At 58.2% G+C, this 20798-nt stretch carries 18 protein-coding genes and 1 pseudogene; 9 read left to right on the forward strand and 10 right to left on the reverse strand.

The features are described from left to right. Nucleotides 1-55 precede the first annotated feature (55 nt). The gene (gene azu / locus RYB09_RS21760; RefSeq protein ID WP_005731138.1) at nucleotides 56-502 is read left to right on the forward strand and encodes an azurin; all 447 of its coding nucleotides are present in this window, start codon (nucleotides 56-58) and stop codon (nucleotides 500-502) included. A gap of 353 nt (nucleotides 503-855) precedes the next feature. Here the strand turns inward: azu and nadE are convergent, their stop codons facing one another. The 3 genes from nadE to RYB09_RS21775 form a co-directional block, all read right to left on the reverse strand. Continuing rightward, nucleotides 856-1683, reverse strand: coding sequence for an ammonia-dependent NAD(+) synthetase (gene nadE / locus RYB09_RS21765; protein ID WP_004654655.1), 828 nt, complete (start codon nucleotides 1681-1683; stop codon nucleotides 856-858). A 26-nt stretch (nucleotides 1684-1709) separates the two neighbouring features. Continuing rightward, nucleotides 1710-2933: a nicotinate phosphoribosyltransferase gene (gene pncB / locus RYB09_RS21770; protein WP_002551841.1), complete on the reverse strand. Its 1224-nt coding sequence runs from the start codon at nucleotides 2931-2933 to the stop codon at nucleotides 1710-1712. A 99-nt stretch (nucleotides 2934-3032) separates the two neighbouring features. Next, complete coding sequence (locus tag RYB09_RS21775) at nucleotides 3033-3938, reverse strand: LysR substrate-binding domain-containing protein (protein WP_057402883.1); 906 nt, start codon at nucleotides 3936-3938, stop codon at nucleotides 3033-3035. A gap of 505 nt (nucleotides 3939-4443) precedes the next feature. On the opposite strand from RYB09_RS21775, the gene RYB09_RS21780 reads away from it, so the two are divergent. From RYB09_RS21780 to RYB09_RS21805, 6 genes are all read left to right on the forward strand, one after another. Further along, nucleotides 4444-5580: a branched-chain amino acid ABC transporter substrate-binding protein gene (locus RYB09_RS21780; protein WP_058401226.1), complete on the forward strand. Its 1137-nt coding sequence runs from the start codon at nucleotides 4444-4446 to the stop codon at nucleotides 5578-5580. Between the two features lie 161 nt (nucleotides 5581-5741). Next, nucleotides 5742-6656, forward strand: coding sequence for an ABC transporter permease subunit (locus tag RYB09_RS21785; protein WP_002551844.1), 915 nt, complete (start codon nucleotides 5742-5744; stop codon nucleotides 6654-6656). Between the two features lie 2 nt (nucleotides 6657-6658). Next, nucleotides 6659-7972, forward strand: coding sequence for a high-affinity branched-chain amino acid ABC transporter permease LivM (gene livM / locus RYB09_RS21790; RefSeq protein WP_002551845.1), 1314 nt, complete (start codon nucleotides 6659-6661; stop codon nucleotides 7970-7972). Next, a complete protein-coding gene (locus tag RYB09_RS21795; protein WP_058407859.1) occupies nucleotides 7969-8844 on the forward strand; it encodes an ABC transporter ATP-binding protein in 876 nt (291 codons plus the stop codon). Before livM ends, RYB09_RS21795 begins: the two co-directional genes overlap by 4 nt. Next, nucleotides 8841-9557: an ABC transporter ATP-binding protein gene (locus RYB09_RS21800; protein ID WP_003376368.1), complete on the forward strand. Its 717-nt coding sequence runs from the start codon at nucleotides 8841-8843 to the stop codon at nucleotides 9555-9557. Before RYB09_RS21795 ends, RYB09_RS21800 begins: the two co-directional genes overlap by 4 nt. Nucleotides 9558-10276: 719 nt before the next feature. Continuing rightward, nucleotides 10277-11041 carry an SDR family oxidoreductase gene (locus RYB09_RS21805; protein ID WP_005742971.1) on the forward strand — a complete coding sequence of 255 codons (765 nt, stop codon included), beginning with the start codon at nucleotides 10277-10279 and terminating at the stop codon, nucleotides 11039-11041. Nucleotides 11042-11083: 42 nt separating this feature from the next. Here RYB09_RS21805 and RYB09_RS21810 read toward each other — a convergent pair whose 3' ends face one another. The 7 genes and pseudogenes from RYB09_RS21810 to yghU form a co-directional block, all read right to left on the reverse strand. Continuing rightward, on the reverse strand, nucleotides 11084-12298 hold the full coding sequence (locus RYB09_RS21810; RefSeq protein ID WP_316890185.1) for an AGE family epimerase/isomerase: 1215 nt from the start codon (nucleotides 12296-12298) through the stop codon (nucleotides 11084-11086). A 72-nt stretch (nucleotides 12299-12370) separates the two neighbouring features. Then, complete coding sequence (dxs, locus tag RYB09_RS21815; RefSeq protein WP_316890187.1) at nucleotides 12371-14263, reverse strand: 1-deoxy-D-xylulose-5-phosphate synthase; 1893 nt, start codon at nucleotides 14261-14263, stop codon at nucleotides 12371-12373. A gap of 160 nt (nucleotides 14264-14423) precedes the next feature. Further along, nucleotides 14424-15311, reverse strand: coding sequence for a polyprenyl synthetase family protein (locus RYB09_RS21820; RefSeq protein ID WP_058401230.1), 888 nt, complete (start codon nucleotides 15309-15311; stop codon nucleotides 14424-14426). Continuing rightward, nucleotides 15308-15553, reverse strand: a complete 246-nt coding sequence (locus RYB09_RS21825; RefSeq protein ID WP_002551852.1) for an exodeoxyribonuclease VII small subunit — start codon at nucleotides 15551-15553, stop codon at nucleotides 15308-15310. Before RYB09_RS21825 ends, RYB09_RS21820 begins: the two co-directional genes overlap by 4 nt. 102 nt (nucleotides 15554-15655) lie before the next feature. Next, nucleotides 15656-16822, reverse strand: a complete 1167-nt coding sequence (gene metC, locus RYB09_RS21830; protein ID WP_058401231.1) for a cystathionine beta-lyase — start codon at nucleotides 16820-16822, stop codon at nucleotides 15656-15658. Nucleotides 16823-16907: 85 nt separating this feature from the next. Next, nucleotides 16908-17924: pseudogene (locus RYB09_RS21835) on the reverse strand (PDDEXK nuclease domain-containing protein). Between the two features lie 200 nt (nucleotides 17925-18124). Next, on the reverse strand, nucleotides 18125-18967 hold the full coding sequence (gene yghU, locus RYB09_RS21840; protein WP_010211665.1) for a glutathione-dependent disulfide-bond oxidoreductase: 843 nt from the start codon (nucleotides 18965-18967) through the stop codon (nucleotides 18125-18127). A 312-nt stretch (nucleotides 18968-19279) separates the two neighbouring features. Between yghU and RYB09_RS21845 the strand changes: the two genes are divergently transcribed. Then, nucleotides 19280-20056: an ABC transporter permease gene (locus RYB09_RS21845; protein WP_058401232.1), complete on the forward strand. Its 777-nt coding sequence runs from the start codon at nucleotides 19280-19282 to the stop codon at nucleotides 20054-20056. Further along, nucleotides 20053-20757 carry an ABC transporter ATP-binding protein gene (locus tag RYB09_RS21850; protein ID WP_058401233.1) on the forward strand — a complete coding sequence of 235 codons (705 nt, stop codon included), beginning with the start codon at nucleotides 20053-20055 and terminating at the stop codon, nucleotides 20755-20757. Before RYB09_RS21845 ends, RYB09_RS21850 begins: the two co-directional genes overlap by 4 nt. The last annotated feature ends 41 nt before the right edge of the window (nucleotides 20758-20798 follow it).

Genomic DNA, 20798 nt, shown 5'->3' on the forward strand with positions numbered 1-20798 from the left:
CACTCTCTTCTTACGTCAGTTATCACGTCAATCAAGTCCTGCCCTGGAGATTCAAATGATTCGCAAGCTTGTAGCGATTTCGCTGTTGTCGTTGGCCAGTAGCCAGTTGCTGGCTGCCGAGTGTTCGGCCACAGTCGATTCGACCGATCAAATGATGTACAACACCAAAGCCATTGAGATCGACAAGAGCTGCAAGGAATTCACCGTCAACCTGACGCACTCCGGCAGCCTGCCGAAGAATGTCATGGGCCATAACTGGGTGCTGAGCAAGAAGTCCGATACCCAGGCAATCGTTACCGACGGCATGGCTGTCGGCATCGACAAGGATTACCTGAAGCCCGACGACAGCCGCGTCATCGCCCACACCAAAGTCATCGGCGCTGGTGAAAAAGACTCGGTTACCTTTGATGTATCGAAGCTGGACCCGGCACAGGAATACCAGTTCTTCTGCACATTCCCCGGGCACATCAGCATGATGAAAGGCGCTGTGACCCTGAAGTAACGACACGCCCCCGAACGAGGACGCAGAGCGTCCAGAACGGCATGCCGACGCGGAGCGTCGCACGATAGTTGAGATTATCGTTCCGCACGCTGCAGCGTGGGGATGCCTTGGTTGACGCTCCGCGTCGCAGATATGCGCCGCGCCGCAAACGCAAGACCAGACGCAGAGCGTCGCACGATAGTTGAATTATCGTTCCGCACACTGCAGCGTGGGAATGCCGTGGGTGACGCTCTGCGTCACAGAACTGTGCCGCGCCGCACATTCAGAAGCGGACGCAGAGCGTCCAGAAAGGCGTACCCACGCGGAGCATGGGCACGATGGTGTTGCTGCTCTCTCGTTCCGCACGTACCCACTCACGGCGCGTACGGCAGCTCGCGTTTGTGCTGGGTCTTGGCGTAGGTTTCGCAGATGATCTTGAAGGCTTCCTCACGTACTGGTTCACCGTGCAGGAAAGCGTCGATCTCGGCGTAGGTCACGCCGTGCGAGGCTTCGTCCGGTTTGCCGGGGGACAGGTCTTCCAGGTCCGCCGTCGGTACTTTCTCGACCAGTGATTCCGGTGCGCCGAAATGGCGGGCAATAGCGCGTACCTGGTTTTTCACCAGACCGCTCAACGGTGCCAGATCGCATGCGCCGTCGCCGAACTTGGTGAAGAAGCCCATGACCGCTTCGGCAGCGTGGTCAGTACCGATCACCAGACCCTGATAAGCGCCGGCGACGGTGTACTGCGCGACCATGCGCATGCGCGCCTTGGTGTTGCCGAGAACGAAATCCACCGAGCTGGCTGGAAGACCGTCAAACGCCTTCACCTCGGCAGCCAGCGCCTTGACGCTGCTACCGATGTTGATGGTATGGCGCTCGTCCGGCTCGATGAAGTCGACCGAGGCCTGGGCTTCGTGCTCATCGGCCTGCACGACATAGGGCAGACGCACGGCGATAAAGCGGTAGCTGTTATCGCCTGTGCTCGCGCGCAATTCCTTCACCGCACGCTGAGCGAGCAAGCCGGCCGTCAGTGAGTCGACCCCGCCGCTGATGCCGAGCACCAGGGTCTTGAGCCGTGCGTTCTGCAGGCATTCCTTGATGAAACTGACGCGGCGGGCGACTTCGGCCTGTAGCGCGTTCTGGTCCGCGAAAGGTGGCTGGACCTTGAGCTGTTCAGCAATCTGGCGCTGTACGGCGTGCATGATTCACTCCTCGTAAATAGGACAATTCAAGCTGGTTTTTCAGGGCTCGGCAAATCCGGCACCTTGAACACATGTCGCAGGTAGGCGACAAAGTTCGGGTCCTTGCACTGCGTCTTGCCAGGCTCGTCGGAAATCTTTGCCACAGCCTGACCGGCGCATGCGGTCATTTTCAACACCATGTTCATGGGCGCGATGCCGGGTATGTCGGCGGTCAGGTTGGTGCCGATCCCGAAGCTGACATTGATGCGTCCGCGCAACGCCCGGAAGATGTCGAGTGCCTTGGGCAGGTTCAGCCCGTCGGAAAACACCAGCGTCTTGCTCATCGGGTCGATACCGAGCTTCTGGTAATGCGAGATGCATTTTTCGGCCCACTTCACCGGGTCGCCCGAATCATGGCGCAAACCGTCGAACAGTTTGGCGAAGTACAGATCGAAGTCATTCAGGAAGGCATCAGTGGTGATGCAGTCGGTCAGCGCGATACCCAACAGGCCGCGGTACTCGCGGACCCAGCAATCAAGCGCGGCAATCTGGCTGTCGATCAGGCGCGGTCCCAGTTGTTGATGGGCCATGATCCATTCGTGAGCCATGGTGCCCAGTGGTTTCAGGTCAAGCTGACGCGCCAGATGAACGTTGCTGGTGCCGACAAACTGGCCTGGGAAGTCGTTTTTCAGGACGCCAAGCATTTCTTCCTGCACGCGATAGGAAAAACGCCTGCGTGTGCCGAAGTCGGCCACTTTCAGCTCGGCCAGTTCATCGGCCGTGGCATGCGTGGTCAGCCATTCGAACTTGTCATACAGACGATCCCGCGCCTGACTGAGCAGGGTGTCAGGATAGCGGTGCCGGTTGCGCACCTCGCTGACGATCGCCAGCAGTGGCACTTCGAACAGAATGACGTGCAGCCAGGGGCCGTGCAGACGAATGCACAGCTCATCGTTTTCGATGCTGGTTTTCACATAGCGGGTGTTAAAGCGGAACAGTCCCAGAAACCTCAGAAAGTCCGGTTTTATGAACGTGATGCGCTCCAGAAAAGCCAGGTGTTCCGGGCTCAGAGACAGCTCGCACAGTAACTCGATCTGGTGTCTGATCTCGTCCAGATAGGGGCGGAGATCCTCCCCGTTGCGGCAACGAAACTCCCACTCAACGTCGACGTTGGGGTAGTTGTGCAGCACCGCCTGCATCATGGTCAGCTTGTAGAAATCGGTGTCGAGCAGGCTTTGCACGATACGATTTGAAAAGGCGCTCTCGCTCATTGAATCGGGCTCTCCAGAGCAGCCGGATAATGTCGGACCCGCGACTTCCTGTCTGTCACCACGGAAAGCTCACGGCCGGATGGGTGGGCATTGTCGCCCTTAACGGGCCGGTTGATCCAACTGTTCCAGCATCCACTGCAGAAAAACCCGGATTTTGGGCACGTCGGCAGTGTGTTCCGGATAGGACAGGTAGTACGCACTGTTAGTGCTGGGCAATGCGTAATCCCATGCAATTACCAGCTTGTTCTCTGCCAGTTCTTCCTCGACCAGAAAGCGTGGCAACAGTGCGACACCGCAGCCGACTTGTGCGGCGCGGATGCACATATAGAACGTCTCAAAACGCGGCCCGTGATAACTATGGTCGGTGTGATAGCCCTGGCTTTCGAACCATTCGTGCCAGGCCTCGGGGCGGAAGGCATTCTGCAGCAGGACCAGTTCGCTCAACTGAGTCGGGTCGCTGAGGGGGGCTTCCGGCAAGCTTTCAGGTGAACACACCGCTACCAGTTCTTCGCCAAACAGCTTCACGCTTTCCGCGCCCGGTATGGCGGCCTGGCCGAAATAGAACGACACGTCACAACGTCCCTTGATCAGGTCGTCAGACTCCTGTTCGTTGATCAGGTCCAGGTGAATATGCGGATGACGCAAGCGCCAGCCCTTCAGGCGTGGCACCAGCCAGCGGGCACCGAACGTCGAGGGGGTGGACACCCGCAGCACCTCGGTTTCTCCGCCGTAAGAGCGCAGGAAGTGCGTGGACATCTCTATCTGGGTCAGGATCTTGCGCACTTCTGCCAGATACAGCGCGCCGGCTGGCGTCAACTGCAAACGGCGGCGGACGCGCTGAAACAGCAGGTGCTGAACCAGCTCCTCAAGCTGCGCGACCTGTTTGCTGACGGCGCTCTGGGTCAGGTTGAGTTCTTCGGCCGCGCGGGTGAAGCTCAGGTGCCGGGTCACCGCCTCAAAGCATTGCAGCGCGGCTATCGAGGGCAGATGACGTTTGTTCAGCATGATGGTTTCTCTGTTCGAGGCGCGAGGGTGCAGGTACGGGCAATATGAATAATCGGAATGATATCTCGCTTAAAGGTCGTTTGTCGGTCGCATGCGGGAAGGTTATTACTGCGGTTGCGTGACGCGCGTTTCGGATTCAGGCGTTGATTCCGGCAGTTTCGGCTGAATCCGCTAGCCTCAAATGGTGCGTCTCGTAGCGTTCGCGCACCGGGCGTGTGCAATTCGGTGACGCGTGTTGTTACAGGTGGGTTGTCCAATGGTATTTGGTCAGGTTGCTATTCGATCTGGCTTGGGTTGCCCTTTTTATGGGGAGGGTTGCACCTTTGGCGTCTCAAGCGGTTGTACGGCCTGCGACTTGAGCAGTCGTGTCACTGAATGGCTGGAAACGCATGACATTTTCAACAAGAGAAAAGTGATGGCACGGGCCTTGCTCTAAGCAAACGCGTATCCGGGTAATCATGTAACCGCACTGCTAATTAAAAAAATATCCTCAGGAGCACCACTCATGTCGCATACGTTTTACAGGAAAGGTTTTCTGGCAATCGCAGTGGCAACTGCATTGGGCGTGTCTTCGTTTGCACAGGCGGACGTGAAAATCGGCGTTGCGGGTCCGATGACCGGCGCGAACGCATCATTTGGTCAGCAATACATGAAAGGTGCACAGGCAGCGGCCGACGCGATCAACGCGGCGGGCGGTGTCAACGGGGAAAAAATCGTGCTGGTCGCGGGCGATGACGCCTGTGAGCCGAAACAGGCCGTGGCAGTGGCCAACCGTCTGGTTGACCAGGACAAAGTGATCGGCGTGGTCGGGCACTTCTGCTCGTCATCGACCATTCCTGCTTCAGAGGTTTACAGCGATGCGGGGGTAATCGCCATCACGCCGGGTTCGACCAATCCGACGGTGACCGAGCGTGGCCTGAAGGAAATGTTCCGCATGTGCGGTCGTGACGATCAGCAAGGTGTGGTCGCCGGTGATTACATCGTTGATGTGCTCAAGGGCAAGAAAGTCGCGGTCATCAATGACAAGGACACCTACGGTAAAGGGCTTGCTGATGCCACTGCCAAACAACTGGTAGCGCGTGGCGTGAAGCCGGTACTTGAGGAAGGTCTGACCCGTGGCGAAAAGGATTTCAGTGCGCTGGTAACGAAAATCCGCTCGACCGGTGCCGACGTTGTGTACTTCGGTGGCCTGCATCCGGAAGCCGGTCCACTGGTTCGCCAGATGCGCGAGCAGGGCCTCAAGGACGTCAAGTTCATGTCCGATGACGGTATCGTGACTGACGAACTGGTCACCACTGCCGGTGGTGCGCAATACGTTGACGGCGTGTACATGACCTTCGGTGCCGACCCGCGCGTACTGCCGGATAGCAAGGCAGTCGTGGACGAATTCCGCAAGTCCGGTTACGAGCCTGAAGGCTATACCCTCTACGCGTACGCTTCGATACAGGCCCTGGCTGCCGGTTTCAATGGTGCCAAATCCAACAAGGGCGACAAAGCCGCAGAGTGGCTTAAAGCGCACCCGGTCAAGACCGTCATGGGTGAAAAAGCCTGGGATGCCAAAGGCGACCTGAAAGTCTCCGACTACGTGGTTTACCAGTGGGACGCCACCGGCAAATACAAGCAACTCGAAAAACAGAAGTGAGATAGACCTCGTGTCAGTTCTGCCCAGCAGACGCTGACCCGGTGATGGGCTCGCCCATGAGCGAGCCTGCATCTCTTTTATTGTTTTCGGACCTGTCGGTCGCACCTCACGAGGGTGTGATCGGCAGGGTGCTGAGCTGCCTTTCAGTGTGAGCGTGCGTGATGGATGGGATCTTCCTGCAACAAATGGTCAACGGACTCACCCTCGGGTCTGTCTATGGCCTCATCGCCATCGGCTATACGATGGTCTACGGCATCATCGGCATGATCAACTTCGCCCACGGCGACGTTTATATGATTTCCGCCTACCTGGCCGCTATCGGTCTGGCGGTTCTGTCTTTCTTCGGACTGGAATCCTTTCCATTCCTGATTCTCGGCACGCTGGTCTTCACCATCGTGGTGACGGGGGTATACGGGTTTGTCATCGAGCGCGTGGCCTACAAGCCGCTGCGCAACTCGACCCGGCTGGCACCGCTGATCAGCGCCATCGGTATTTCCCTGATCCTGCAAAACTACGCGCAGATCAGTCAGGGCGCTCGCCAGCAGGGCGTGCCCACGTTGCTTGAGGGTGCGTGGCGCTTCGAGATCGGCAGCGGCTTTGTGCAGATTACCTACACCAAGATCTTCATTCTCATCGCCGCTTTTGTCGGCATGGGCGTGCTGACCTACATCATCAAATACACCAAGCTGGGCCGCATGTGCCGCGCCACGCAGCAGGACCGCAAGATGGCGTCGATCCTTGGCATCAACACTGATCGGGTCATCTCCTATGTGTTCATCATCGGTGCTGCCATGGCGGCACTGGCCGGTGTGCTGATCACCATGAATTACGGCACGTTCGACTTCTATGCCGGCTTCATCATCGGCATCAAGGCGTTCACTGCCGCGGTGCTGGGCGGGATCGGCTCGCTGCCGGGCGCCATGTTGGGCGGTTTGATCCTGGGGGTTGCCGAGTCGCAGTTTTCCGGCCTGATCAACTCCGATTACAAAGACGTGTTCAGTTTCGGCCTGTTGGTGCTGATCCTGATTTTCCGTCCCCAAGGCCTGCTGGGTCGCCCACTCGTGGCGAAGGTATAAGTATGTCCGCTCCTGTTGCTGCTCCTGTCGTCAAACCTGTTGAAATCAAGAAAAGCCTGATAGATGCCGTGGTCGCGGGGCTGCTGGCACTGATCGTGTTCGGTCCCATCGTCGGGATTGTGCTCGATGGCTACAGCTTCAACCTGCAACCCACCCGCGTGGCCTGGCTGGTGGCCGTGGTCATGGTCGGGCGATTTCTGATCAGCCTGTTTCTGCAAACACCCAAAGGCATACGTGTTTCCCAGAGCTTCGAAAGCTCCGACTCCGGCGTGCATGTGCTCAAGCCTGATCACAAATCCCGCCTGTACTGGATCATTCCGCTACTGATCGTGATTGCAATCGTGTTTCCGATCTTCGCCAACAAGTACATTCTGACCGTGGTTATTCTCGGGCTGATCTACGTATTGCTGGGGCTTGGCCTGAATATCGTGGTCGGCCTGGCCGGCCTGCTCGATCTGGGCTACGTGGCGTTCTACGCCATCGGAGCCTATGGCTTGGCACTCGGTTATCAGTACCTTGGCCTGGGCTTCTGGTCGGCGCTGCCGCTGGCGGCAATTGCGGCGGCACTGGCCGGATGTATTCTGGGCTTTCCGGTGTTACGCATGCATGGCGATTATCTGGCCATCGTGACGCTGGGGTTCGGGGAAATCATCCGTCTGGTGCTGAATAACTGGCTGTCGTTCACGGGCGGTCCGAATGGTGTGCCGGTCCCGTCACCGACCTTTTTCGGCCTAGAGTTCGGGCGTCGTGCCAAGGATGGTGGCATTCCGATTCATGAATATTTCGGCTTCGATTACAACCCGGACCTGAAATTCCTGTTCATCTACACCGTGCTGTTTCTTGTCGTGCTGGCCGTGTTGTTCATCAAACATCGTCTGACTCGCATGCCGATCGGCCGCGCCTGGGAAGCCCTGCGCGAGGACGAGATTGCTTGCCGTTCGATGGGCCTCAATCACGTACTGGTCAAGCTATCGGCGTTCACCATCGGTGCTTCGACGGCGGGACTGGCCGGGGTGTTTTTCGCCAGCTATCAGGGCTTCGTCAACCCGACGTCATTCACCTTCTTCGAGTCTGCACTGATTCTGGCGATTGTAGTGCTGGGCGGTATGGGGTCGACCGTAGGGGTGGTTATCGCTGCGTTCGTGCTGACCGTTGCGCCTGAACTGTTGCGCAGCTTCTCCGAGTACCGGGTGCTGCTGTTCGGCATCCTGATGGTGTTGATGATGATCTGGCGCCCACGCGGGCTGATCCGCATCAGCCGCACTGGCGTAAAACCGCGCAAGGGTGCGCTGGTGACAGAAGGAGGTGCGCGATGAGCAATGAAGTGATTCTTTCCGTCGAGCACCTGATGATGCACTTCGGCGGCATCAAGGCTCTCAGCGATGTCAGCCTCAACGTCCGCCGCAACTCTATCTTCGCTCTGATCGGCCCCAACGGGGCAGGCAAGACCACCGTGTTCAACTGCCTGACCGGCTTCTACAAGGCCACAGGCGGACGCATCGAGCTGCATACTCGTGGCAAGACCACCAATGTGATCAGGCTGCTGGGCGAGCCGTTCAAGGCAACCGACTTTGTTTCGCCGAAAAGCTTCTTCAGCCGGGTGTACTACAAAATGTTCGGCGGTACCCATCTGGTCAACAGGGCAGGGCTGGCGCGTACGTTTCAGAACATTCGTCTGTTCAAGGAAATGTCGGTCGTCGAAAACCTCCTGGTTGCGCAGCACATGTGGGTCAACCGCAGCCTGATCAGCGGGATCCTCAATACCAAAGGCTATCGCAAGGCCGAAGAGGATGCGCTCAATACGGCGTTCTACTGGCTGGAAGTCGTGGACCTGGTGGACTGTGCCAATCGTCTGGCGGGAGAGCTGTCCTACGGGCAGCAACGGCGCCTGGAAATCGCCCGGGCCATGTGCACGCGTCCGCAGGTGATCTGTCTGGATGAACCGGCTGCCGGTCTCAACCCGCAGGAAACCGAGGCGCTCAGCGGCATGATCCGCCTGCTGCGCGATGAACACGACATGACCATTGTGCTGATCGAGCACGACATGGGCATGGTCATGGGCATTTCCGACGATATTGTGGTGCTTGACCACGGCAACGTGATTGCCATGGGCGGGCCGGAACAGATCCGTAACGATCCGAAAGTGATCGCCGCGTACCTGGGCGCTGATGAAGAGGAGTTGGTATGAGCAAGCCGATCCTCGAACTGAAAGAGATCGATGTGTTTTACGGGCCGATTCAGGCCCTCAAGAAAGTCTCGCTACACATCAATGAAGGCGAAACGGTGAGCCTGATCGGCTCCAACGGTGCGGGCAAGTCCACGCTGCTGATGTCGATCTTCGGCCAGCCGCGCGCTGCCAGCGGGCAGATCATCTATCAGGGTACTGACATCACCCAGAAGTCCTCGCATTACATTGCTTCCAACGGTATTGCGCAGTCGCCGGAGGGGCGGCGGGTGTTCCCCGACATGTCAGTCGAGGAAAACCTGATGATGGGCACCATCCCGATTGGCGACAAGCATTCGGCCGAAGACATGCAGCGCATGTTCGAACTGTTCCCGCGCCTCAAGGAGCGCCGCAACCAGCGCGCCATGACCATGTCCGGTGGCGAGCAGCAAATGCTCGCCATCGCCCGCGCGCTGATGAGTCGTCCCAGGTTGTTGTTGCTTGATGAGCCGAGCCTCGGGTTGGCGCCAATCATCGTTAAACAGATCTTCTCGACCCTGCGCGAGCTGGCGGCCACCGGTATGACCATCTTTCTGGTCGAGCAGAACGCCAACCATGCGCTGAAACTGTCTGATCGCGCCTATGTGATGGTCAATGGCGAGATCCGACTGTCCGGCACGGGCAAGGAATTGCTTGTAAATGAAGAGGTCAGGAACGCTTATCTGGGCGGACACTGAGTTCGTCAAAACCCTGCCGTTTTTGACGCGCGCCCCGAATGTGTAAACATCCGGGGCGTCGCTTTTTGCAATTGTGGAAAACAATTTTGACGGCGCTACCAGGTGCGACATAAAACCGCTGCAAATGGTTGTTTTGTCACTGTTTTGACTTGTTCAGGTTTACTGTGGAACCGGCTGTTAATAACTTGGGAGTATGTGCCTGAAGGCCTTTATGCATAAGGGCTGTAGAGGATTGATTAAATTTTGATCAAGGGTTTTGGACTGGCTTTCAGGGGTGTTTGTCAACAGCATTGAAGCTGGTCGTTCATACAGCTTTTCCAGTTACAAAGCCTGTGGATAAGTCTGTTAACAAGCCTTGGAAATAGTGATCCAGCCGTTACTGCGTCTGGGCTACAGGCCATCACGGTTTTCTGACGCCTGGTGGCGTCCTGGCAGTATCGGGCAAAGTCAAGGTGAAAACTTCTGCGGATCTGCTGGAAGCCCCGAACGACGGGACTTTCAGCGTTACCGACTTGCCCCCAGAGATTGTGTGTCTGACTGTGGATAAGGTGGGCAAAACTGCCTGAAAGGCCCGTGGCGTATGGCTCGGCTTGAGTTGGTTGTTTTTTGTACAAATACACTGGGTTGTTGCATCGACGTGCCGCTGACGGGCATTCTGCTGCCCTCGTCAGAACTTATTAACAGGTGCGCTGTTTTTCGCGCCAGGTCAGGAGAACGAAATGACTTCCACTGTATTCATCACGGGCGCTACTTCCGGTTTCGGTGAGGCCTGTGCCCGCCGTTTTGCCGAAGCAGGCTGGTCGCTGGTATTGACTGGCCGTCGCGAGGACCGTCTTGCCGCGTTGAGCGCCGAGCTGTCGAAGCAGACCAAGGTGCATACGCTGGTACTGGATGTGCGTGACCGCAAGGCAATGGAGAGTGCCATCGCAGATTTACCTGAAGAGTTCGGCAGCATTCGCGGGTTGATCAACAACGCCGGTCTGGCGCTGGGGATCGACCCTGCGCCCAAGTGCGATCTGGATGACTGGGACACCATGATCGACACCAACGTCAAAGGTCTGGTTTACACCACACGCCTGTTGCTTCCACGCCTGATTGCGCATGGTCGCGGCGCAAGTATCGTCAACCTGGGCTCGGTAGCCGGCAACTATCCTTATCCGGGTGGTAACGTCTACGGTGGCACCAAGGCGTTTGTCGGGCAGTTCTCGCTGAACCTGCGCAACGATCTGATCGGCACGGGCGTGCGAGTCACCAACCTTGAGCCCGGGCTGTGCGAGAGTGAGTTTTCGCTGGTACGTTTCGGCGGGGATCAGGCCAAGTACGATGCGACCTACGCAGGTGCCGAGCCGATTCAGCCTCAGGACATCGCCGACACCATCTTCTGGATCATGAACACGCCAGCGCACGTCAACATCAACAGCCTGGAACTGATGCCCGTCAGCCAGACCTGGGCCGGTTTTGCGATTGATCGTAACCGCGGTTGATTGCTTGCTGATCGGGCCGCACAGGTGGTGCGGTTCGATCGATCAGTCTTCTACAGGCGTCGGCGGCGGGAAAGCGTTCACGAAGCGGTTCTCGACAAAGTCAGCCAGCCCGATGTAACAGGTTGCCAAGTGGTAAGGCGTGGTCGACGGCATGTCGCTGCGGCTGACTGCGCCATCGGGCTCTACACACTCGTTCCAGCCTTTGGCATGCAGGAAGCGCTGCGCAAAGGCTGACATTTGCGCAGTTAAACTCGCCTCGCACTCTGGCTGCATGGCCATGGCTCGCAGGTATTCCGCCTGAGCCCAGATTCGCTGGGTGGCATCGCGTATCGTGCCATCAAGTGTCAGCATTGCAGTCACTGCGCCGCTCTTTGGCTCGACGCCCTGTGCCTGAGCGTAGGCAAACGCGCGGGTCATGGACTCGTGCAGCTCGCGCCCGTGCAGCTCTGGCGACGATTGCAGCAGGAAGAACCATTCGAACTGATGACCTGGCTCGTACCAGTTATCCACAGCGCCCAAGGGTTTCTCCAGCATCACGCCGGTGGCGGTGTCGACAAAGCGGCGCTGCATGTGGATAACCAGGGCGTCCAGCGCTGACTGGGTTGCAGGGTCGGCGCGCACCGACAGCGTCGCCAGAAAGGCCTCTGCCAGATGCATCAAGGGGTTCTGGAGCGGGCCGGTGCCCAGCGTCGACCAGTCTTCATCGAGTTGCGCTTCGTACAGCCCGTCATCGTCGGCAAAGCGCTCCGCTACAACACTGAGCGCCGCATTGAGCACGGACTCTGCCAGCGGGTCCTGCACCTGCGCCCAGTAATGTGCGCAGGCGAAAATAATGAAAGCGTGAGTGTAGAGGTCCTTGCGGCGATCCAGAGGTTTGCCCTGTGGATCGATGCTATAGAACCAGCCGCCATGCTCGGCATCGTGGAAGTGCTGTTGCAGGGAGCGAAACAGCTCACCTGCTCGGGCTCGGGCGTTCGGTACTTCGACGTTATCGATAAGGCTGGAAAACAGAAACAACTGACGTGCACAGGCCATGGCGCGATAGCGTTGCGGCGCTAGAGGCTGATCGTTGGCGTCGAGCGCTTCGTAAGGCAATGCCAATTGTGCGTTCCAGCCAGGGCCCTGCCAGAGCGGAACGACGACCTGCAGAAAATGCTGCTGCAAGGCAGCGAACACCGAGGTCAATTCAGGCGTGGAGGCGGAGCGGGTCACATGAGGCATCGGCTGGCATCGCGGCAGTGTCGAGGTGCGCAGCATGTTATCAGGATTGCTGCATGCGGGGTCGGGGCGATCGTTCCTCACGCTCGGCGCGTGAGGAACCTCTTTCAGTCAGCCAATCAACGCCAACCGCTCATTGATCGCCGCTTCGATCCCTTGGGCGTCCAGCCCGCACTCAGCCAGCATCTGCGCAGGCTTGGCATGCTCGACGTAGGTGTCCGGCAGGCCCAGGTGCAATACCGATTTGAGGATATTGGCGCGTGCCAGAAACTCGCTGACCGCAGCACCGGCACCGCCCATCACTGCGTTCTCTTCCAGCGTAACCAGCAGTTCGTGACCGGCGGCCGCTTCGCTCACCAGAGCATCGTCCAGCGGCTTGACGAAACGCATGTCGATCACCGTCGCATCCAGCTTCTCGGCCACCACCAGCGCATCGGCCAGTTGCACGCCAAACGCCAGTATCGCAACGCCTTGGCCCTGACGACGCACAACGCCCTTGCCGATTTCGACAGGGTCAAGACCTGCCTCGATCAACGCGTTCGGACCGGTGCCGCGTGGGTAGCGCACTGCCGCAGGGCCTGTGTGCAGGTAACCGGTGCTGAGCAGCTTGCGCAGTTCGTTTTCGTCACTCGGCGTCATGACCACCATGCCGGGGATGCAGCGCAGGTAGGACAGGTCGAAGCTGCCTGCGTGGGTCGGGCCGTCTTCGCCCACCAGACCGGCGCGGTCGATGGCGAACAGTACGTCGAGGTTCTGCACCGCGACGTCATGCACCAGTTGATCGTAGCCGCGCTGCAGGAAGGTCGAGTAGATAGCCACGACCGGCTTGCTGCCTTCGCAGGCCATACCGGCCGCCAGCGTTACAGCGTGTTGTTCGGCGATGGCAACATCGAAGTAGCGTTCTGGAAAGCGCTCGCTGAATGCCACCAGGTCCGAGCCTTCCTTCATGGCTGGCGTGATGCCCACCAGCCGCGAATCAGCCTCGGCCATGTCGCAGATCCACTGGCCGAACACTGCGGAATACTTCGGTGCACTGATTTTTTTCGGAGCGACAGGCGCATTCAGCGGCTCAAGCTTGGTAATGGCGTGATAACCGATCGGGTCGACTTCGGCTGGCGCAAAACCTTTGCCCTTCTTGGTGACCACGTGCAGAAACTGCGGGCCTTTCAGATCACGCATGTTGCGCAGAGTGGCGATCAGAGTCGGCAGGTCGTGGCCATCGATAGGGCCGATGTAGTTCCAGCCCAGCTCTTCGAAAAGCGTGCCCGGAACCAGCATGCCCTTGGCGTATTCTTCGGTGCGACGCGCGATTTCCCAGGCACCGGGCAGGCGCGAAAGCACCTTTTTGCTGCCTTCGCGCATGCTGCTGTACGTGCGGCTGGAAAGAATCTTGGCCAGGTAATTCGACAGACCGCCGACATTGCGCGAGATCGACATGTCGTTGTCGTTGAGAATCACCAGCATGTCGGCTGCCACTTCCGGCGCGTGGTTCAACGCTTCGAAGGCCATGCCGGCAGTCAGCGCACCGTCGCCGATCACGGCAATGGATTTACGCTCGCTGCCTTGCAGGCGCGAGGCAATCGCCATACCGAGGGCGGCGCTGATAGAGGTGCTGGAGTGCCCGACGCCAAAGGTGTCGTACTCGCTCTCGCTGCGACGCGGGAAGGCCGCCACCCCATCCTTCTGGCGCAGGGTGGACATGCGCGCGCGACGGCCAGTGAGGATCTTGTGCGGATAGGCTTGATGACCCACGTCCCACACCAGACGGTCGTCCGGGGTGTCGAAAACGTAATGCAGCGCGATGGTCAGCTCGATGACCCCAAGACCGGCACCAAAATGCCCTCCGGTCTGGCCAACGGAATACAGCAATTCCAGGCGCAGTTCATCGGCCAGGGTTTCCAGCTCGGCTTCGCCCAGACGGCGCAGGCCGTGCGGGGTATCGGCTCGGTCGAGCAACGGCGTGACCGGGCGCTCGCGGGGGATCTCTTTGAACGTCGTGGGCATCAGGCGAATCGTTATAAGTAAAAGAGGCGGCAGTTTACCTTATGCATCGCAAGCTGCCCATGAAGTGCGTCGGCGGATGGTCCGCCGACTCACACGCTTAATGACTGAGACCTGACGAACCGTGGTTGATTCAGCAGATTTCCGGCTTCGGTGACGGTGATCAGTGGCGGCGTTCGACGATATAGCGTGCCAGCTCGCGCAACGGCTCTGCGGCGGCATCGAACGGGCTCAGCGCCGTCAGCGCCTGATCACGCAGTTCCAGTGCATAGTGCTTGGCCGCTTCCAGGCCCAGCAACGCAGGGTAGGTCGGCTTGTCGCGGGCGATGTCGGCACCCTGACGCTTGCCGAGGGTCGCAGTATCGCTTTCGACATCGAGAATGTCGTCCTGAACCTGAAAGGCCAGACCGACCGCGCGCGCATAGACCTGCAAGGCGTCAAGACGGGGCTGATCGGCTTGACCACTGGCCAGTGCGCCAAGCCGGACGCTGGCTTCGATCAACGCACCGGTCTTGTGCCGATGCATGTATTCCAGCGCGGCCTGATCAAGCTTCAGCCCCACAGAGCCCAGATCGATCGCCTGCCCGCCCACCATACCTGCCGGGCCGGCAGCGGCTGCGAGGGTGTTGACCATCTGCAGACGCGTTTCAGCATCGCGTGAGGTCAGGTGCGGCGCGAGCAGCGCAGTGAACGCCAGGCTTTGCAGGCCGTCACCTGCCAGGATCGCGCAGGCTTCATCGAAGGCCTTGTGCGTGGTCGGCTGGCCGCGACGCAGGTCGTCATCGTCCATCGCCGGTAAATCGTCGTGCACCAGCGAGTAAGCATGAATCAGTTCAACCGCACAGGCGGCACCGTTGGCATCTTCGGCTACGCCACCCAGCGCTTCGCAGGCCGCGTAGGCCAGCAGCGGGCGCACGCGCTTGCCGCCGTTCATCACGCTGTAGCGCATGGCTTCGTAAAGGCGGTTCAGCTCAGGGCTCGGTGCCTGAAACAGTTTTTCGAGTGCTGCGTTGACGCGAGTCTGGCTTTGCGCTTGATAGCTCGCGATCATTCGGGAAGTTCCGCATCGTCGAACGGCTCTTCGCTCAGTTCACCATCGCGCTCCAGCAGTACCTGAACCTTCTGTTCGGCCTGGGTAAGGGCGCTCTGGCAGTCGCGGGTCAGGCGTACGCCTTGCTCGAAGGCGGTCAATGAGTCTTCCAGCGACAACTCGCCATTCTCCAGCCGCTCTACCAGCGCTTGCAGGTCAGCGAGTGACTGTTCGAAATCCAGTGCAGCTTTCTTGCGGGCCATGGGGGCATTTCCGGTAGAGGTTAAACCGCGCGACACTAGCAGAGCGAGGGCTTCTGGGCAAATAACGGCGACGGAGCAATGCCAGGGCAGCAGTTGTCAGGATTAACCCGCAGCGAACCCGTTCTGCAGGTCTGCGATCAGGTCTTCCGGGCTTTCCAGGCCGACCTGTAGCCGCAGCATCGGGCCGATGCCGCGGTCAGGGCCATATTGCTCGACTTCAGTGATCAGGCTTTCAAAACCGCCCCAGGAGTAACCAATCCCGAACAGTTTCAACGCGCCGGTAAATCGGTCCAGCACCTGCCGGTCAACGGCATGGAATTCGAAACTGAGCAAGCCATTGCAGCCATGAAAATCGCGCTTCCAGATGGCGTGCCCCGGATTGCCCGGCAATGCGGGATACAGCACGCGGGCAACCTGAGGCTGGTCCTGCAGCCATTGCGCGATCTGCAGCGCATGGCGTTCGTGCATGGCCATGCGCGCCGCCAGGCTGCGGGCACCGCGCAGCACCAGATACGCGTCGTCGGGGCTGACGGTATTGCCCACGGCGGTATTCATGGTCTTGAGGGTTTTCCAGTGCGCTTCGGTGGTGCTGACGCTGCCCATCATGACATCGGAATGCCCGGCCACGTATTTGGTCAGGGCCATCAGGGAAATGTCCGCGCCCAGCTCCAGCGGCTTGTAAAGAATTCCCGAGCCCCACGAGTTATCCACAGCCAGCAGTAGATTCCTTGCCTTGCACACCTGTGACAGGGCAGGCAGGTCGCACATGTCGAACGTCAGCGAACCGGGCACTTCAGCGTAGATCATCCGTGTGTTGGTCTTGATCAGCGATTCCACATTGCTGCCGTCGGCCGAGTAGAAATCGAACTGGATGTCGAAGGCCGTCAGCATCGTTTTTGCCAGGCGCCGAACGGGGCCGTACACCGATTCAGTAATCAGCACGTGGTCGCCTGGGCGCAGAAACGATTGAAACATCTGCGCCACTGCTGCCAGCCCGGTTGGGTACAGGCAAGTACCGTGCGCGCCCTCAAGCCCGGAAATCAGATCCTGCAAGGCAAACGCCGTCGGGTTGCCGTTGGCACCGTAGGTCAGCGAGCGCTCTGGCCCTGTGGTGCGAATTTCTGCCTCGCGCAAACTCTCCAGACTGTCGAACAGCACCGTGCTCAGACGCACGACCGGCGGGTTGACCGCAAGCCCAGGCCCGCTGCTGGCGCTGCGGCCGCGTTGCGACAGGGCGGTGTGGGCGCGAGGGTCCTTATCGTGCGGCATTGGAGGCTCCAGTCAGGGAAAGGGCAAGCAGGCAGACTGCCGCTCAGGCACGCACAAGCGTAATGCATCGTGCGTCTGGCAGGTATCACTGATCGTTCAGCGCAGCGCTCGCGTAGAACTCATGCAGCTTTGCCTGCAATAGCTGCCTGTCCGGCAAGCGGGTCTGATACTCGGCAATCAGCGCGGGTGAAAGCGAGCGGTTCAGGGCGTACTCGACCACTTCATCGTTTTTGCTGGCGCAGAGTAAAACGCCGATGGCCGGGTTTTCATGGGGTTTGCGTACCTTCCGGTCCAGCGCCTCAAGATAAAAGTCCAGCTTGCCCAGATATTCTGGCTCAAAGCGGCCGACCTTGAGTTCGATGGCAACAAGGCAGTTGAGGCCGCGATGGAAAAACAGCAGATCCAGTGCAAAATCCTGACCGCCGACCTGCAACGTGTACTCGGAGCCGACAAAACAGAAGTCGCGGCCCAACTCGATCAGAAAATCCCTCAGGCGTTGCAGCAAACCGCGATGCAGGTCGGCTTCGGCGTGTCCCGATGGTAGCTCGAGGAACTCCACCATGTAGGCATCACGGAACACATCCAGTGCTGCCGGTCGGGTTTCCTTGAGCATTGCCGAGGCTTTGGCTGGCTGGGTGATACTGCGCTCGAACAAGGCGGTCTTGAACTGGCGCTCCAGCTCGCGTTTTGACCATCTCTCCTGAGTTGCCATTTTCAGATAAAACTCGCGTTCTTCAGGGCGCTTGCTCTGGCTGAAAATGATCAGGTTATGGGATCAGGATAATTGTCGCGCCAGTGGTGCGACTTTCTCTTCTGCGCGGTAAATCTCATAGAACTGACGCATGCGAAACAGGTTGCTGCGCGTAAACCCGCGCAGTCCTGGCTGGGTTACAGCCAGATGCTCGGCAAGCTGGCTGACCACCGCGTCACCCCATTCGGCGTTTTCAATCTTGCGGCTGATGTAGGCGCCTACCTGCCAGTAAAGCTCGATCAGGCGAGTGTTGACCGCCTGTGCAGCTTGCTGTCGAGCGCCCTGAATCATTGCGAGCACTTCATCAAAGCGATCATTTACAGGCGTATGCGGGGCATTGGGAGTACTCATGCTGCAAGTACTCCACTGCGTGGGAAACCGGTGTCGAGTTGCAAGCGAAAATCTGGATGGGCAGTTGTCCGGCTCATAGGGCGCGTCCTTGGGCAGTGGCTAAGGACGCTACTTTACGTTCAGATCACGACTGTCCGACCCAGAATCTCTTTTGAGTTTGTAGCACCAGGTTTCTGTTTGCGCAGGCCTTGACTTGCGCCTTATTTATCCAGGTCGGACGCCTGATGCCGCTCCGGCACCTGGTCCGCCTCTTCGCCCCAGGTGCGGTTGACCTTCTGGCCTTTGATGACGGCAGGGCGCGCGGCGATTTCTTCCGTCCAGCGAATCAGGTTCGGGTATTCGTGCACCGACAGGAACTCGGCGGCCGAATAAACCTTGTTCCTTACCAGCGCGCCATACCATGGCCAGACCGCGATATCGGCAATCGTGTAGGTGTCGCCAGCCAGGTAGCGGTGCTCGCCCAGTCGACGGTTCAGCACATCGAGTTGGCGCTTGGCCTCCATCGCGAAGCGATTGATGGGGTATTCGAGTTTCTCCGGCGCGTAGGCGTAGAAGTGCCCGAACCCGCCACCCAGGTAGGGCGCCGCGCCCATCTGCCAGAACAGCCAGTTCAGCGTTTCGGTACGGCCTGCCGGGTCGGCGGGCAGGAAACTGGAAAACTTCTCAGCCAGGTACAGCAGAATCGAACCGGACTCGAATACCCGGACAGGTGTTTCATGGCTTCGGTCCAGCAACGCAGGGATCTTGGAGTTGGGATTGATCTCGACAAAGCCGCTGGAGAACTGATCGCCCTCGGAAATGCGGATCAGCCAGGCATCGTATTCCGCGCCGCTATGCCCCAGCGCCAGCAGCTCTTCGAGCATGATCGTGACCTTCACCCCGTTGGGTGTGGCCAGAGAATAAAGCTGCAGTGGGTGCTTGCCGACGGGCAGTACCTTGTCATGCGTGGGACCGGCTACGGGCCGGTTGATGCTGGCGAACGTACCGCCTGCTTTTGTTTCCTGCTGCCATACCTTCGGCGGGGTGTAAGGGGTTTGGGTCATGAGTAGCCTCGCTTGTTCAAGGGTGATCGCTGGACCGGTCGTATTGCGAATGACCATTGACGTTATAGATCAACGTGCGCGGATGGAAGTGCCTTGCGATTCTGATCGAGCGTGGCGAGGCCTCGAAAGGGCCCTTTAGCTGCCGCCGGTAGTTTGTGGAATATTCCTACAGTAACTAAGGCGTCGCCCTATAGCTGTAACTCTATGAAAGAAGAGAACATATGCCCGCAGCATGAGGCCATAAGGTTATCCATTTATGATCTTGATTGTCAAAATCGTTCTCTGATCTACCTGTCAATAGCTGGATACCGTATGTCGTCATCTCGCAGCACAAGCTTTATAAAATGGCGTGACCTGATCATCAATCTTGTGTCCAAGGAAATTAAAATCCGTTACATGGGGGCGACGTTGGGCTTCGTTTGGTCATTGGGAAATCCGCTGGTTGTTACACTTACGTATTACACGGTCTTCACCTATATCCTGCCCAGCAATCAGGACCGCTTTGCGCTTCATCTGGTAACGGGTGTCGTCCACTGGATGCTTCTGGCACAAATAGTTTCACAGAGCGGGGAATGGCTCATCAATAATGGCAACCTCATTCGGAAGTTACGCTTCCCGCGTATATTGCTACCCGTCTCCGGAGCATTGTCGATTGCTGTATTCTGGGCGGGCTGCATGCTCGTGTATGTATTGTTATTCCCCATGCTGGGTGGTGTGTTTTCACGCGCGCTGTTTTTTTATCCCATTGTACTGATTGCGTTCATGGCGCTGATTATGGGGTTCGGTCTGGCGCTTAGCGTCATTCAGGTAACGGTGAGGGATGCAAAACATTTCATCGATGTGTTTCTGCCCTTGCTGTTCTGGTTGACGCCAATTGTGTGGGTCACCTCCGCGCTGCCCGAGGGTGTCGCCAGCATAGCGGCCTACAACCCGGTAGCTCTTTATTTCGATAGTTTCAGCAGCATTTTGCATGCTGGTGTGGTTCCAGACACCCGTGATCTGCTGCTTTGCGTGTTGATGGGGGCCGCCTCGTTGCTCATCGGCCTGCTGATATTCAGAAAGGTCGACGACGTGGTGGAGTATTTATGAGCCGCGTCGTCATCAAGGCGGAAAACCTTACCAAGCAGTTCACTCTTCGCCACAACAGGGGCGGTTTGAAAAGCAAGTTTCTAGGCCTGTTCGATGCTCGATACCGTGAGCATGCCGAAACGTTCATGGCAGTCAGCGACGTGTCGTTCACCTTGCATAAAGGGGAGTCGCTTGCACTTGTGGGACATAACGGTTCAGGTAAAAGCACGCTCCTACAGCTGGTTTCACGCATCCTTGTTCCCACCAGCGGACGCTTGACTACGGTGGGTCGTGTAGCCCCTTTAATAGAAATCGGTGTGGGCTTTCACCCTGATCTGACAGGGGAAGAGAATATCTATCTCAACGCCAGCCTGTTCGGGTTAAGTAACAGGGAAGTGCGTTCGCGTTTCAACGAGATCGTGGATTTTTCCGGGCTTGGAAACTTTATTGATACGCCGGTGAAGAACTATTCGTCGGGTATGTACATGAGGCTGGGTTTTTCGGTAGCGGTTCATGTTGAGCCACAGGTCCTGCTGGCTGACGAGGTGCTTGCTGTGGGGGATGAAGAGTTCAAACGCAAATGCCACGAGCGAATTCGCACTTTGCAGGATGACGGCATGGCCCTGATTCTTGTTACTCACGCGGTAGAAGAGGGTAAAGCGTTTTGTCAGCGTTATTTGACGCTTGAGCGTGGCCGGATGATCGAACACGGTTGTTATTGATTCATTGCAGTCAGCGCCATTTCGTCAACTTCAAATTACCC

Origin of the sequence: Pseudomonas syringae group sp. J254-4, assembly GCF_032586855.1 — a bacterium.
GTDB lineage: Bacteria > Pseudomonadota > Gammaproteobacteria > Pseudomonadales > Pseudomonadaceae > Aquipseudomonas > Aquipseudomonas amygdali.